Here is a 13,360-nt window from a genome sequence, read left to right as displayed (position 1 = left end):
CTAGCTTAAACTTCAAACCTGCCCCTATCCGGCAGGTTTTTTTATGCCTTATAAATTTTGATACAAAAATTATAATACTGTATATCAGACAATTACAAATAAACTATAAAAATAGTTTGCAAACTATTTTTATAGTGTTAACTTTAATTAACCAAACTACAAAAATAGTTACTATGATAAAAGAACTCACAAAAGCAGAAGAGCAGGTGATGCTCATCCTTTGGGAACTGGATGAAGCCCTGGTAAAAGATGTTATCGATAAAATGAGCGAGCCCAAGCCCGCCTACAACACGGTTTCTACCGTAATCAGGGTTTTAGAGGGTAAAGGATTTGTTGATCATAAGGCCATTGGCAATACGCATATCTACTTCCCTATTGTAAAAGAAACTGACTACAAACGTTTTGCTTTTGACAAGGTAATGAACAATTACTTTGAAAACTCATACGAAAGCCTGGTTTCATTCCTGGTAAAGGAAAAGAGTATGAGTACCGAAGAACTTAATGAAATTATCCAATTAGCAGAAAAACTTAAAAAAGACAAGTGATGAGCTGGCTATATTATTTACTCGAAGCAAATCTATACCTGATCCTATTTTATGGATTTTATAGATTATTCCTTCACAGGGAAACCTTTTATGGTTTAAACAGATTTTACCTGGTTTTCAGTTCGATCCTGGCTTTTGTACTCCCGTTTGTTCAGCTGGGCTTTTTAATGAAAGAAATGGTTTTCCACTATACCGGATATATCCAGATTGAAGAGCCTCAATCCGATTTTATACTGGAAAATGTTCTTTTAGGATTATATTTTTCAATTTCAATAATCTTAATACTGAAGGTTTTATGGGGACTGACTTACCTCGTGAAATTAATGAGAAATACCCATAAATGTATAGAAAATGGCATCACATTGATTGAAATCCAAAATTCAAAAGCGGCATTTTCATTCTTCAATCTACTCTTTATTGATCCGGAAATGAGCCAAAAGGCTACCGTGTTAAAACACGAAATGGTCCATATCAAACAAAAACATAGCCTTGATATCCTATTATTCGAACTGATACAGATTTCAAGTTGGTTTAATCCGATTATTTATTTCATTAAGAATGATATCAGGCTCGTGCATGAATACCTTGCTGATGAGGCTACCACTAAAAACGATATTGCAAAATATGATTATGCTTTGTTCCTGATTCAAAATTCCTATGGAAATCAATCCTATACACTTAGTAATCATTTCTTTAATTCGTCACTTTTAAAAAATAGAATAAGTATGTTAAATCAAACCAAATCAACAAAATGGGCAAAGCTCAAGCTGTTGTTCATCATCCCGCTAACCGGATTTATGCTTTGCTTATCCACTAGGGCATTTACAAAAGACTACAGCACCATCCAGCTGGGGCAAAAGAAGAAAAGCTTAACCCTTGTTTTACAGGATACGAGCAAGAAAAAATCTGACAAAAAGAGATTACCTCCTCCACCTCCAAAAGAACCAACTAAAGTAAAGGCTAAAAAAATTACAGAAATAAGGATTAATGAACCCATTATTAAAAAAGAGGATAAACGAACACCACCACCCCCTCCAGTAGAACCACGGTCCTCAAAAGTAAATAAAATTCGATTTGCTCCACCAATTGTAAAAAAAGACAGCAAAAAACTAAAACAGCCATTAGTAATAACTCCAGATAATAAGCCGGTACCTCCACCAACGCCACCTGTGGAACCAAAAGCCGCAAAAGGTGAAGTATTAAGAATCACATTAGATCCGCCGCCGCCAATTGAGCAAAAGTCAACCAACAAAAATTAATAAAATGCCTCTGCGGCAAATAAACCACATATTTATATTTGGTTTGAAAAACTCTTTTTCAAATTAAGCTGAAAGCGGATACAAATCCGCTTTCAGCTTAATTAAATTACCTTTCCCCAAGCCTTTACTTCTATGCTATTACTTCGGTTTTGAGTTATTATACCGGTATAATAAACTATTGTTTTTAAAGGTCTTTTTTCATCAGCTATTCTTTTAAAATACAATAAGCCTTTTTGATAATCAGCATTCATTGTAGCACCAGCCTTAATTCTATCTGTAGCTGTATCAAGTAGCACATCCAACTCATTTTCAATTTATCACGCCAGTAATATAAATTGTCCTGGAAGCTTTGGACAAATCAGGAATCCAATTCCATATCAGGACAAATAGACCTATATTATCTGATATATAGCAAAATAAAAAAAGACTATTGAGGCACGTAAACTACATATTTAGTTTCAAAGAAATCTTCCTCAAAATATGCCGAAAGCGGAAATAATTCTGCTTTCAGTTTAGATTCCTTAATTTCTTCAGCCAAATCGCCACCTTTTAGATACAAAATGCCGTTTGGAATGGCATTTATGGCGTCTTTTTTAAATTTCCCCTGTATCCACGGATAAAATTCGCCTAAACGGGTAACAGCCCTTGACACCACAAAATTAAATTTCTCTTTAACCTGTTCGGCACGTAAATGATCGGCATGTAAATTTTCTAAACCTAAAGCCGAAGCCACTTCTTTAACTACCTTAATTTTTTTTCCTATAGAATCAACTAAATAAAATTGTGTTTCAGGAAACAAAATGGCCAAAGGAATACCCGGAAAACCGCCCCCTGTTCCTACATCCAGCACCGACTCCCCTGCTTTAAATGTACAGATTTTAGCTATACCCAGAGAGTGGAGCACATGTCGCTCATACAGCTCTTCGATATCCTTTCTCGAGATTACATTGATTTGTGCATTCCAGAAACTATAAAGATCAAACAACCGCGAAAACTGCTCAAGCTGCTTTTCAGTTAGATCTGGAAAATATTTTAAAATGATATCTGGCTTTACATCAGGCATATTGCAATAACTAAAGGATTATGAACTATTTCCATTTTACATTTTTCTTCCCAAACAAGGATAAAAATCCGTTTAAGGTTAAAAAGAGAAACAAAAGTATATCTAAAATCGGGAACCACCAACGTAAATCCCCATAGTTTAACCGCTTAAGTAATTTAGGATAGATAAAACACCTGATCAAAATGCTTAATCCGAGGATTGCGAGTGCTACATATTGTGCTTCGCGACTTAAAAACATACAAGCGGCAAAAAAGGCATAAAACAGAAACTGGGAAATAATCTGAAGGCTTAAAATGAACTTGTGTTTCGGTTTATAGAACTTTCCGGCACCAAAATGACGTTTTTTCTGTTTTAAGTAGCCTGACCAAGTCTTATTTGGCTCACTCCAAACATGGCTATCGGGATGTATGCGAATCGCGGTATTATATTTACTGGCGTGTGCGTTTACAAACAAATCATCATCTCCGGAAGGAATATGCATGTGCGCTGCAAAACCCTTATTTTTAAAAAACAATGATTTTCGATAAGCCATATTCCGTCCAACGCCCATGTAAGGCATGCCTTTAAGAGCGAAAGAAAGGTAATTAACGGCAGTAAAAAAGGTTTCGAAACGGATCAGCGCATTTAATAGGCTTCGTTTTTTCATGTAGGGCGAGTAACCCAATACAATTTCCGTTTGCTCATCGGCAGGTTGCTGCATATCCATCAGCCACCTTTCAGATGCGGGCATGCAATCGGCATCGGTAAATAACAGCCAATCATATTTAGCGGCTTTTATACCCATGGTAACGGCAAATTTTTTGCCCGCAATAAACTTATCGTTGTCTAAAATTTTTACTACTTTAAGGTTATGGTGTTTCTTTTCAAACGCTTCTAAAAATTCTTCCGTACCATCCCAGGAGCGATCATTAACCACCACCACCTCAAATTCCGGGTAATTTTGATTTAGTAATAAAGGAAGATATTTCTCCAGATTAACAATTTCGTTCCTTGCACAAACAATTACACTAATAGGGTTTCTGGCTGACAAAGGTACTTCTTCAATAGTTACCCTGGCTAACTTTAGATGAACAAATAATACGTAGTAAAGCTGAACCAACAGGCAAAAAGCCAATATCGAGAGCAGAATAATTTCAAGCGGGGTTAATATCACAATGGTAAAATAAATAGGCGCAAATTTCTCATTTTTAATCTGTAAATCACTTTTATGTGGATAAAAAATTAAACAAAAATATGCCCTCAATTTTTGCTATTTTTGGCAGATTTTTGACGAGGATAATACATGATGAAATTTAGTTTACAGGCTAACGATCCACTATCTAAAGCCAGGGCCGGAACAGTAACCACTGCCCATGGCGAAATACAAACCCCGATTTTTATGCCTGTGGGCACTGCCGGAACGGTAAAAGCCGTACACCAGCGCGAGCTTAAAGATGATATTGATGCAAAAATCATTCTTGGAAATACTTACCATCTTTACTTAAGACCAGGTCTTGATATCCTTGAAAAAGCAGGTGGCTTACATAAATTTATAGGCTGGGATCGTCCCATTTTAACTGACAGTGGTGGTTACCAGGTATATTCATTAAGTAAAGTGCGTAAAATTAAGGAGGAAGGTGTTACTTTCCGTTCGCATATTGACGGTTCAAAACACCTTTTCACCCCCGAATATGCTTTGGATATTCAGCGCACCATCGGTGCCGATATCATCATGGCCTTTGATGAGTGCACGCCATACCCATGTGATTATACATACGCCGCCACATCGATCAAAATGACGCACCGCTGGCTGGAACGTTGCTGTGCTCATTTCGATAATACTCAGCCTAAATATGGTTTTGATCAAACACTTTTCCCCATTGTTCAGGGTTCTGTTTATAAAGATTTAAGAATTAAATCTGCAGAATTTATTGCCAGTATGAACCGTGAGGGCAATGCAATAGGTGGTTTATCAGTGGGCGAACCAGCGGAAGAGATGTATGCCATGACGGAAGTGGTATGTAATATATTACCAGTCGAAAAACCGCGTTATTTAATGGGAGTTGGTACGCCCATCAACATATTAGAGAATATTGCGTTGGGTATTGATATGTTTGATTGTGTGATGCCAACCAGAAATGCAAGAAATGGCATGTTATTTACCAGAAATGGTATTATAAACATCAGAAACAAAAAATGGGAGAATGATTTTTCTCCGTTAGATGCAGAGAGCGACCTGCACGCCGATCAGGTAACCACTAAAGCTTATTTAAGACACCTGGTACACAGCAATGAAATGCTTGGCGCTCAAATAGCTACCTTACATAACCTGCATTTCTACCTTTGGCTGGTAAAACAGGCCAGGGAAAAAATCATTGCAGGTGAATTTTACGAATGGAAAAACAAAATGGTTAAAGTGTTAGGCAATAAGCTATAAAATGAGTCTGTTAAAAGGAAGAGTAAAAATCATCGATCAGTATATTATCGGAAAATACCTGGGTACATTTTTTTATACCCTTGCTATTTTTGTGATCATTATTGTTGTATTTGACCTATCGGAAAAAATGGATGATTTTATGAAAAGTGGTTTAAGTTTTTGGGGAATCCTCTCTAAATATTACGCTGGTTCCATTCCTTTCTACGTGAATATGCTCTCGCCACTGATTAACTTTATAGCTGTAATTTTCTTCACCGCTAAAATGGCTGATCAGACCGAAATTGTCCCGATTTTAAGTGGTGGCGTTAGTTTTAACCGATTTTTATTTCCTTATTTGGTTTCGGCCTCTATAATTTTTTCGGCAAATCTCCTTTCAAACTTATACCTGCTCCCTTATACCAATACCTTAAAAAACAGCTTCGAAAATACCTATGTAAAGCGTAATGATCCCTCAACGAAGTCCAAAATCCACATGAAACTGGATGACAAAACCTATATTTATATCGATAATTTCGATAATAAAACAAACTCGGGATATCGGTTTTCTTTGGATAATTTTAGTGGAGACGTATTAACTAAAAAAATCGTTGCAGAAAATATTAAATGGGATTCGCTTAAGCGTAAATGGCAATTGAGCAATTATTCCATCCGTAAGATTGATGGCCTGAAGGAAACCATGATTTATGGAAATGGAAAACTTAAGGACACCATTCTGGACATGCGCCCAGATGACTTTTCAGCCTATGATAATGTGGTACAAAATTTAACCACGAAAGAACTTTCAGACAAGATCAGGAAAGAAAAAATCCGTGGGACAGGTGTAATGAACGACCTTCAGTTCGAGAAATATAAACGCTACCTGCACCCACTTTCGGCTTATGTATTAACATTGATTGGTGTGGCGCTTTCGTCGCGTAAAGTTCGCGGAGGTGTTGGTGTATCTTTAGGTATCGGAATCTTTATTAGCTTTGCTTATATCGTATTCAATCAGTTTACACAGATGTTTTCTACCAAAGGCGGATTACCCCCTTTTGCGGCCGTTATTATGCCTACAATATTCTTTGGCTTACTAGGTTTTTACCTGTTGAGAAAAGCACCAAAATAATAATGGACATTACCAAAAAGAATTTACTCATCCTCCATCTTACTGTATTTGTTTGGGGCTTCACGGGCGTGCTTGGCAAGTTAATTTCGATAGATGCAGTGCCCATGGTTTGGTACCGTGTATTAATTGCAGCGGCCACACTCTTTGCGTGGTTTGTAATCACTAAAAAGAACATTAAGATTAGTAAAAAACAGTTTATCCAATTCTTTTTAACCGGCGGAGCTGTAGCCATCCATTGGATATTTTTCTTCCATGCTATCAAAGTTTCTACCGTTTCGGTAACGCTGGTATGCCTCTCTTCTTTCACCTTATTTACGGCCATTTTAGAACCACTTATTAAAAGACAACCCATACAACTAGGCGATATCCTAATCGGTTTATTAATCATTGTAGGAATATATATGATTTTTACATTCGAAGGCCAGTATACTTTGGGAATTATTTTCGGTTTGTTAGCGGCAGTAGCATCCAGTCTTTTTTCAACCATCAATTCTACGCTGGTGCAAAAAAGTGAGCCTTCCATCATCAGTTTTTACGAGCTTGTTGGGGCATTCTTCTGGATCACCTTATATCGTTTTTACGATGGCTCATTGCTGCATACTGCATTCAATCTAAGCGCTAAAAACTGGTTTTACCTTACGTTGCTAGGCACGCTTTGCACATCGGTTGCATACGTTGCAGGGGTTGCAGTAATGAGAACTTTATCTGCCTTTAGAGCCGCCTTAATTACGAATTTGGAGCCCGTGTATGGCATCATATTAGCCTTTATTTTCTTTCAAAGCAAAGAACAGATGACAGGTGGATTCTACATTGGTGCAACCATTATCCTGGCTTCTATTTTTCTCTATCCGATCTATAAAAAGAGAAAGAACAAACTATGAATAGATTGGCTTAAAATATTAAATTTTGATAAATGCTAAACATTTTTAATCAATGTAATTTATGCTGAAACATAGATTCTATTTTCAAATTTTAACGAGCCATTATCTTTTTCAGATAGCAATCCGGCTAAAAGAAAAAGCTTGCATTTTCCTTTAGATCATCTCAAAAAACAGGCTCCAAACTTTCTGAAACTGATCATTACATCATTAATTTACCACAATGAAATCACTTAAACAGAACTCGGCAGCTAATATCTTTTAATCAACAAACCTCTTTCCATTACCCCTATTCAAGCGAATAGCAATAATTGAAATCAAAGCATAAATAACTTAATCAAAGTTGTTTTTTTTTCAGATACGTCTATCCTAAAAGATGTGCCCTTTAAGTAAAGCAAACAGCCTACAAACCAGTTTAAAAAATCGCTTCTACACAACTATTACAATGATCTGTAAAACAAAGTCAACGATGAAAACTTATAGTAAAGCAAACTGATTCGCAATCATGTAAAATTGCGCCGACCCACGCAATCTCCATTAAAACAATACGGACTTAGTGTCGTCAGACTTAATTCATTTCGAAGCCGCTTCAATAGAAAAGCTACTGACCTCAATGTAGTTAGTGAGCCTCAAAAAAACACTTCCAAGACAAATCTTCAGCAACAATCACCTAAAAAATATAATACTGAAATCGACGAGAAAAACATCAAAACCAATTGAATCAGATCATCTAATTCCGACACCTTTATTCAATTAAAAGACATTAAAAAACAAACATATTGAAGACAAAAAAACAAGCGAATTAAGACTACTAAAAATTCAAGTTAAAAGCCAAATGTGAAACTCAGATAGATGAAGAATTTAAAGCCGAAAATGAGGGCAAAAATCCAAACATTATATCATAAAAAAACGAACTCAACATCCAATATCACCACAATCAAAATATCAGTTCAACTCATTGTGAAATCGTATGTAATATAATTCAAAAATGGATACAAAAAATACCACTTAACCATTAATTTATCCATTAAAAAAAACTTGAGAAAACATCAGTTAAATCAAGAAGAAAACGCTGTTGAAATCTTAAAAAATCGGACTAAATAAGCCTTGATTTCAGCACATAAAATAAGCTATTTTGATCATCAATTTTAATATAATCAGTGAGGGTATAAATACATAAAACGAAATGTAATTTCCTGCCCATAACAACTTCTCTTTCAAAAACGTTTTCAAACCTTGAAGAAAATGTATCATATCATCACCAAGCAGAAGCTATTTTCAATTAGCAAATGAGCTAAAATTAGAGTAAAATTCATGCGGTTAATATATCTATAGCATACTATATCCACATAAGAAGAACGAAAAAGCATTATTCTCAATTGCGCAGACAAAAAAGAGCTCAGGTACAAAAAACTGTGTTTAGATACAAATAAAGGTACTTTTTGTTTCAAAAATGCAAATTTCCTTAAAACATTTCAAAAACACCTTTGCATACGGATATCGCCAGGAAATTGCATTAAGACATGAAATTATTGTAGATTTTAGGCTCGGAATAGTATAAAAAATATACGTCACCAACTTTTTTAACGCCTATTTAAGCAGAAAAAAACCACTGTATAAGGAGCAATAACATTAGTTATTTTGTAAAAATAAGTCAGCATTTCAGATCCATTATCATCATCTATCTTCCCAGAACCTTATTAAAAATCAACCGTAGAACTATTGAGAATACGATCGAAAAAGAACCAATCAATAAAGACATTTTGTCATATAGAAATTAGATTGCAAAATATCATTAAGAAGTAAGATGGTTAATCAAGGTTATATTTTATTTTAAAAATGTAATTGGTGATGTACGTTTCTCATTCAAAATTTGGCAAGAACAACAGCGGTTTTCAAGCTAAAATCAGTTCAAAAGCCAGGCAATTATTTCTGATAAACAATTTAAAATCGTTTGCAAAAAATGGCCGAATGCACCCTATTTTGAGCTCAAGTGAAAATTTAATGTCATGTTAAAAAGCTATACAATATTTAAGATGATGGTAAAAATTTTCACGGAAAATCGATTAATAAGTGTAAATTAAATTCAGCTATACTAACGAAGTTGACAATGTTGATTAAAGTGCTAATAAGCGGTTATACCTGATATAAAATATTGATTCAAATAACAAATTTAAATATTAATTAAAAATCATTAGTATTTTAAAATCAATTAATTAAATATAAAAACATAAATAATCAATTCATAAATATCGAAGACAACAAAACTTAAAAAACTAAATATTTTAGCAAATAATATAGATGAATCTTTTAATATTAAACAAGAAACTAATTATCAGATACTTAACATTAATAATCTTAAGTATCACATCACTACCTGTTTCTGGGCAGATTTTCAGTAGCGCGCAAAACCCACTTAGTGTAAAATGGAACTATATTTATTCGGGTGGCTTTAAAATCATATACCCGCAAGAACTGGAAAAAGAAGCGCAACGTATGGCCAGTACCCTACCCTCTATTTACCCTAGAGTAGGACTCAGTTTAAGGCAGCAAAAAACGGCAATACCCCTCCTTCTTCAGAACCGAGGAACCATAGCAAATGGCTTTGTACAGCTTGCTCCTAAAAAGTCTGAATTCTATGCTACCCCACCTCAATTTTTCGATAGTCAGGATTGGCTAAATAACCTTGCGATACACGAGCTTAGACACGTTGCTCAGTTTGACAAATTGACAGCAACGCAAACACACCCCTTTCCTGAGCTGGTTTATTTCGCTTACTTCGGTGCAGGTATTCCCATTTGGTTTTTCGAGGGCGATGCAGTAGTCAATGAAACTGCCCTGACCAATTCGGGCAGAGGCAGGCAGCCCAATTGGATCATGCCTTATCGGGCTTTAATTTTAGAAGGCAGAAAAATCTCTTATAGTAAAGCCTATTTTGGCTCGAACAGAGACGTCACTCCTGGCTACTATCAAACCGGATATTTAATGGTATCGGATATGAAAGAAAGATATGGACAGTTCATTTCCGATAGCATACTTAGCGACATTAGAAAAAGACCGCTAAGACTTTACCCCTTTTCGCAGAGCTTAAAAAAATTTACGAAGCAAAACACAAGATCTTACTTTCTTTCTACCCAAAACAAACTTGCTCAGGAATGGAAAATGCAACAAGAAAAATCAGTTACAGAAAGTTATGAAAGCTTAAACAAAAAAACAGATTTAGCAACCGATTATTTCCTTCCTGTAAGATTAAACAAAAACCAGATTTTAGCCCTAAAAGAAAGTAAGACAGATGCCAGATATTTCGTGATTATCAACGAAGACAAAACGGAGCAAAAATTATTCGGAATCGGTTATCAGGAACAGCCCTGGTTCAGTTTAAAAAACAACCTTTTAGTATGGGATGAAATCCGCTACGATCCAAGATATAAACAACGGAGTTATAGCATAATTTGTTCTTATGATTTAAAGACCAAAAAATTCAAAAAATTAAGTAGTAAAAGCAGGCTTTTTTCTCCCAGCTTGTCAAATGACGGAAAGAGAATCATCGCTTCAAAAGTGGAGCTGAATAACCAGTTTAATCTGGTTGAACTGGATGCAAGTTCAGGACAAATTTTAAAGACTTATCCAAATCCGGAAAACGAAATTCTGCAAACGCCGTCGTTCGATCAATCAGGAAATAGAGTTGCCTACATCGGCGTAACGGAAAAAGGAAAAAGTTTATGGCTGATAGATGGAGGAAAGAAAATAGTAATGATCTCAAACAGTCGCCAACAGCTCAGCCGCCCGGTTTTTATTCAGGATAAAATTGTTTTCAATGCGCACTTCAATGGCATCAATAACATTTATCAAATTGACATGATTTCAAAAAAAATCACTGCGGTAAGTGCTGCCAAATACGGCGCCTTCAACCCTACTGAAAGCTCGGACGGAAAAATCATTTTTAATGATTATAAAATCAACGGTTATGAAATCGCCGAGACCACAGTTGCAGAAAAACCAGTTGGCGAAAATAACTTTGTGGATTTCTCGGCAGCTGCAGAAAAACAGGAAAACACAGGTAATGTTTTCGACAACATTCCCGACAGCGCCTACCAGACCAGGCGCTATCATCAGGCATTAAATCTTTTCAGTTTCCACAGCATAATCCCCGTAATCGACAATGAATATATTTTCGGTCTGGAGTTGCAATCAAACAATCTGCTCAACACGATGAACTTTTATACCGGTGCAAAATACCACCGGGATTTAAAGCGCTTTGAATATACTGCAGACATTAGCTATAAAGCACTTTACCCCGTATTGAGCATCTTATATCGGAACAGACCTAAAAGAACGTTCTACCGCGCCAAAAACACGATACAGCAAGGCGATTGGCGAGAGCACTACATTAAACTTAATGCATCTCTTCCTTTGTCATTTAATGCACGCAATAACAACTATAGTTTTACTTTAAATACCGCAACGAGTTTTACGCAAAGGTATATGCCAGAAAACATGCCTGCTGGTTTTATTCAGGAGCTTAAATTTCCGATGGAATATAATTTCACTTTCAACCACAGTGTACGCACTACCGAAAGAGACATTACGCCCAGATGGGCGCAGGTGTTTCGGGCAACCTACAATCACCAGCCCTTTGATCAAAATTTAAAAGGAGAAATTTTAGCGCTCGAAAGCTTCCTGTACTTTCCGGGCTTTGCAAAAAACCATTCCTTCCTGGCAAGCTTTAATTATCAAAAAGCAACCGGCGTAAATCAGTATGCTACAGAGATTGCAACTGTTTATGGATACAACAATATTCCCGCTAAAAACAAACTACAAAATAGTTTGCTTTTCAATTACCGTTTTCCATTTGCTTTTCCGGATTGGGAAGTAGGTCCTTTTGCTTACGTCAGAAACTTTAGGGCTGGATTATTTTGCCATTATGAGAATATTGGGAAGGGGACAACCTTTAACGATCCGAAAACATATGGGGTGGAATTGAACACTAGCGTAAACATTTTACGCTATCAACCTGTTGTAGATTTAGGAGCAAGATTGGTTTTGGTTAATCAGATTTACAATCAAAATCCGATATTAGAGTTTTCATTTAATTATAGCTTTTAAACATGAGTGCAAAGACAATCTCGATAATCATATTAACGGCACTGCTAACCGCCTTCCTATTTTTGAACAGTGATGAGGTGCCATTCAATTTCATTGTGGCGAACGACGTTCAGGTATCAAAATTACTTGTTATCGGCGTTTGTATCATTATCGGCTTCATTATCGGTTTTGTTGTAGGCAGACCGAAAAAAACCGTTAGCAGTTATGATGATGAGATCGAAAGGAATCAACCCGTTTCGAGTAAAAAAGAATTGAGTGACGAGGACAGGGACTATATCAGTTAGTGCCAGGATTAACAGGATTACTTGATTTTAAGATCGAGTTGCCCAGCATTGTTCAATTTCTGAATCATGGTGTCCATACGATGGCCTGTGTCCTCACAGACCATTTAATTATTTTTCTTCTTTAAATAAAGTTAATCCCCGTTACGATATTTGAGAAGCAATATCCGTCACTCTTATGATAATTAGTCTGGCTTTATTGTAAGGCTTATAATTCTTCGTAACGCTAACAAAAGTAGTACCTGTTTCATCTGCTGCAGATGCTTCGTACCTCATCATGACAGTGAAAATGTAAACAAGCGTTAATTTTAAGAGGACATCACTGTAATCCTTGAAGCAGGATCAGTAATTCCTGTTACATAAGTTGACATATAAAAAGCTGAATATTCAATTAACTAACTCAGCGCAGTCATGATTTCACCATAAAGGAGCCCACTCCCTCCACCGTAGTGCTGGATAATTTTAACGTCGGGTTCAATCTCTGTTAATTTCGCCCTTAACACCAGTTCACATCCGGCATCAATCCCATTTCCGAGCAAAACCAGATCTATTTGCTGCGCTTTAAAAGTTGAAATGGCCTCCTCATCCGTACACACGCAGATCCCTTTCCATTCCGGCCTGGCATTTAACAAGCGCTGCATCACTGTGGTAATTTCAGTATCTCTTCCAATATAAAGTATGGTAATTTGCATATTCCTTTCATAAAT

The 13,360-nt window shown here is 36.1% G+C and carries 12 protein-coding genes; 7 read left to right on the top strand and 5 right to left on the bottom strand.

What is annotated here, in order from left to right:
* Nucleotides 1-173 precede the first annotated feature (173 nt).
* A complete protein-coding gene (locus tag PGN18_RS20185; protein WP_335321380.1) occupies nucleotides 174-545 on the top strand; it encodes a BlaI/MecI/CopY family transcriptional regulator in 372 nt (123 codons plus the stop codon).
* Nucleotides 545-1,804 (top strand): M56 family metallopeptidase, encoded by a 1,260-nt coding sequence (locus PGN18_RS20180; protein WP_335321379.1) that lies wholly within the window; start codon nucleotides 545-547, stop codon nucleotides 1,802-1,804. The genes PGN18_RS20185 and PGN18_RS20180 overlap by 1 nt, the downstream gene beginning before the upstream one ends.
* Before the next feature lie 101 nt (nucleotides 1,805-1,905).
* Here the strand turns inward: PGN18_RS20180 and PGN18_RS20175 are convergent, their stop codons facing one another.
* From PGN18_RS20175 to PGN18_RS20165, 3 genes are all read right to left on the bottom strand, one after another.
* On the bottom strand, nucleotides 1,906-2,106 hold the full coding sequence (locus PGN18_RS20175) for a hypothetical protein (RefSeq protein ID WP_335321378.1): 201 nt from the start codon (nucleotides 2,104-2,106) through the stop codon (nucleotides 1,906-1,908).
* A 125-nt stretch (nucleotides 2,107-2,231) separates the two neighbouring features.
* Nucleotides 2,232-2,867: a 16S rRNA (guanine(527)-N(7))-methyltransferase RsmG gene (gene rsmG / locus PGN18_RS20170; protein WP_335321377.1), complete on the bottom strand. Its 636-nt coding sequence runs from the start codon at nucleotides 2,865-2,867 to the stop codon at nucleotides 2,232-2,234.
* A gap of 25 nt (nucleotides 2,868-2,892) precedes the next feature.
* Nucleotides 2,893-4,110: a glycosyltransferase gene (locus PGN18_RS20165; protein WP_335321376.1), complete on the bottom strand. Its 1,218-nt coding sequence runs from the start codon at nucleotides 4,108-4,110 to the stop codon at nucleotides 2,893-2,895.
* A gap of 42 nt (nucleotides 4,111-4,152) precedes the next feature.
* On the opposite strand from PGN18_RS20165, the gene tgt reads away from it, so the two are divergent.
* The 5 genes from tgt (at nucleotide 4,153) to PGN18_RS20140 (ending at nucleotide 12,656) form a co-directional block, all read left to right on the top strand.
* A complete protein-coding gene (gene tgt, locus PGN18_RS20160) occupies nucleotides 4,153-5,283 on the top strand; it encodes a tRNA guanosine(34) transglycosylase Tgt (RefSeq protein WP_335321416.1) in 1,131 nt (376 codons plus the stop codon).
* 1 nt (nucleotide 5,284) lies between these two features.
* Nucleotides 5,285-6,388: an LptF/LptG family permease gene (locus tag PGN18_RS20155; RefSeq protein WP_335321375.1), complete on the top strand. Its 1,104-nt coding sequence runs from the start codon at nucleotides 5,285-5,287 to the stop codon at nucleotides 6,386-6,388.
* Nucleotides 6,389-6,390: 2 nt separating this feature from the next.
* Entirely contained in the window at nucleotides 6,391-7,269 is an 879-nt protein-coding gene (locus PGN18_RS20150; protein WP_335321373.1) for a DMT family transporter, read from the top strand.
* Between the two features lie 2,298 nt (nucleotides 7,270-9,567).
* Nucleotides 9,568-12,372, top strand: coding sequence for a TolB family protein (locus tag PGN18_RS20145; RefSeq protein WP_335321372.1), 2,805 nt, complete (start codon nucleotides 9,568-9,570; stop codon nucleotides 12,370-12,372).
* Between the two features lie 2 nt (nucleotides 12,373-12,374).
* Nucleotides 12,375-12,656, top strand: coding sequence for a hypothetical protein (locus PGN18_RS20140; RefSeq protein WP_335321371.1), 282 nt, complete (start codon nucleotides 12,375-12,377; stop codon nucleotides 12,654-12,656).
* Between the two features lie 141 nt (nucleotides 12,657-12,797).
* Here the strand turns inward: PGN18_RS20140 and PGN18_RS20135 are convergent, their stop codons facing one another.
* Both PGN18_RS20135 and PGN18_RS20130 read right to left on the bottom strand, forming a co-directional pair.
* Nucleotides 12,798-12,932 carry a hypothetical protein gene (locus PGN18_RS20135; protein WP_335321370.1) on the bottom strand — a complete coding sequence of 45 codons (135 nt, stop codon included), beginning with the start codon at nucleotides 12,930-12,932 and terminating at the stop codon, nucleotides 12,798-12,800.
* A 116-nt stretch (nucleotides 12,933-13,048) separates the two neighbouring features.
* Nucleotides 13,049-13,345: a hypothetical protein gene (locus PGN18_RS20130; protein WP_335321369.1), complete on the bottom strand. Its 297-nt coding sequence runs from the start codon at nucleotides 13,343-13,345 to the stop codon at nucleotides 13,049-13,051.
* Nucleotides 13,346-13,360 lie beyond the last annotated feature (15 nt).

Origin of the sequence: Pedobacter terrae, from assembly GCF_036946585.1 — a bacterium.
Classification (GTDB): domain Bacteria; phylum Bacteroidota; class Bacteroidia; order Sphingobacteriales; family Sphingobacteriaceae; genus Pedobacter; species Pedobacter terrae_C.
Note: the sequence above shows the minus strand (reverse complement) of the source record. Positions and strands in the feature narration are given on the sequence as shown.

Coding starts and splice junctions, on each gene's coding strand:
- PGN18_RS20155 (WP_335321375.1), top strand. CDS start 5,285: ATGAGTCTGTTAAAAGGAAGAGTAAAAATCATCGATCAGTATATTATC.
- PGN18_RS20145 (WP_335321372.1), top strand. CDS start 9,568: ATGAATCTTTTAATATTAAACAAGAAACTAATTATCAGATACTTAACA.
- PGN18_RS20140 (WP_335321371.1), top strand. CDS start 12,375: ATGAGTGCAAAGACAATCTCGATAATCATATTAACGGCACTGCTAACC.
- rsmG (WP_335321377.1), bottom strand. CDS start 2,867: ATGCCTGATGTAAAGCCAGATATCATTTTAAAATATTTTCCAGATCTA.
- PGN18_RS20130 (WP_335321369.1), bottom strand. CDS start 13,345: ATGCAAATTACCATACTTTATATTGGAAGAGATACTGAAATTACCACA.
- PGN18_RS20180 (WP_335321379.1), top strand. CDS start 545: ATGAGCTGGCTATATTATTTACTCGAAGCAAATCTATACCTGATCCTA.
- tgt (WP_335321416.1), top strand. CDS start 4,153: ATGAAATTTAGTTTACAGGCTAACGATCCACTATCTAAAGCCAGGGCC.
- PGN18_RS20150 (WP_335321373.1), top strand. CDS start 6,391: ATGGACATTACCAAAAAGAATTTACTCATCCTCCATCTTACTGTATTT.
- PGN18_RS20185 (WP_335321380.1), top strand. CDS start 174: ATGATAAAAGAACTCACAAAAGCAGAAGAGCAGGTGATGCTCATCCTT.
- PGN18_RS20135 (WP_335321370.1), bottom strand. CDS start 12,932: ATGATGAGGTACGAAGCATCTGCAGCAGATGAAACAGGTACTACTTTT.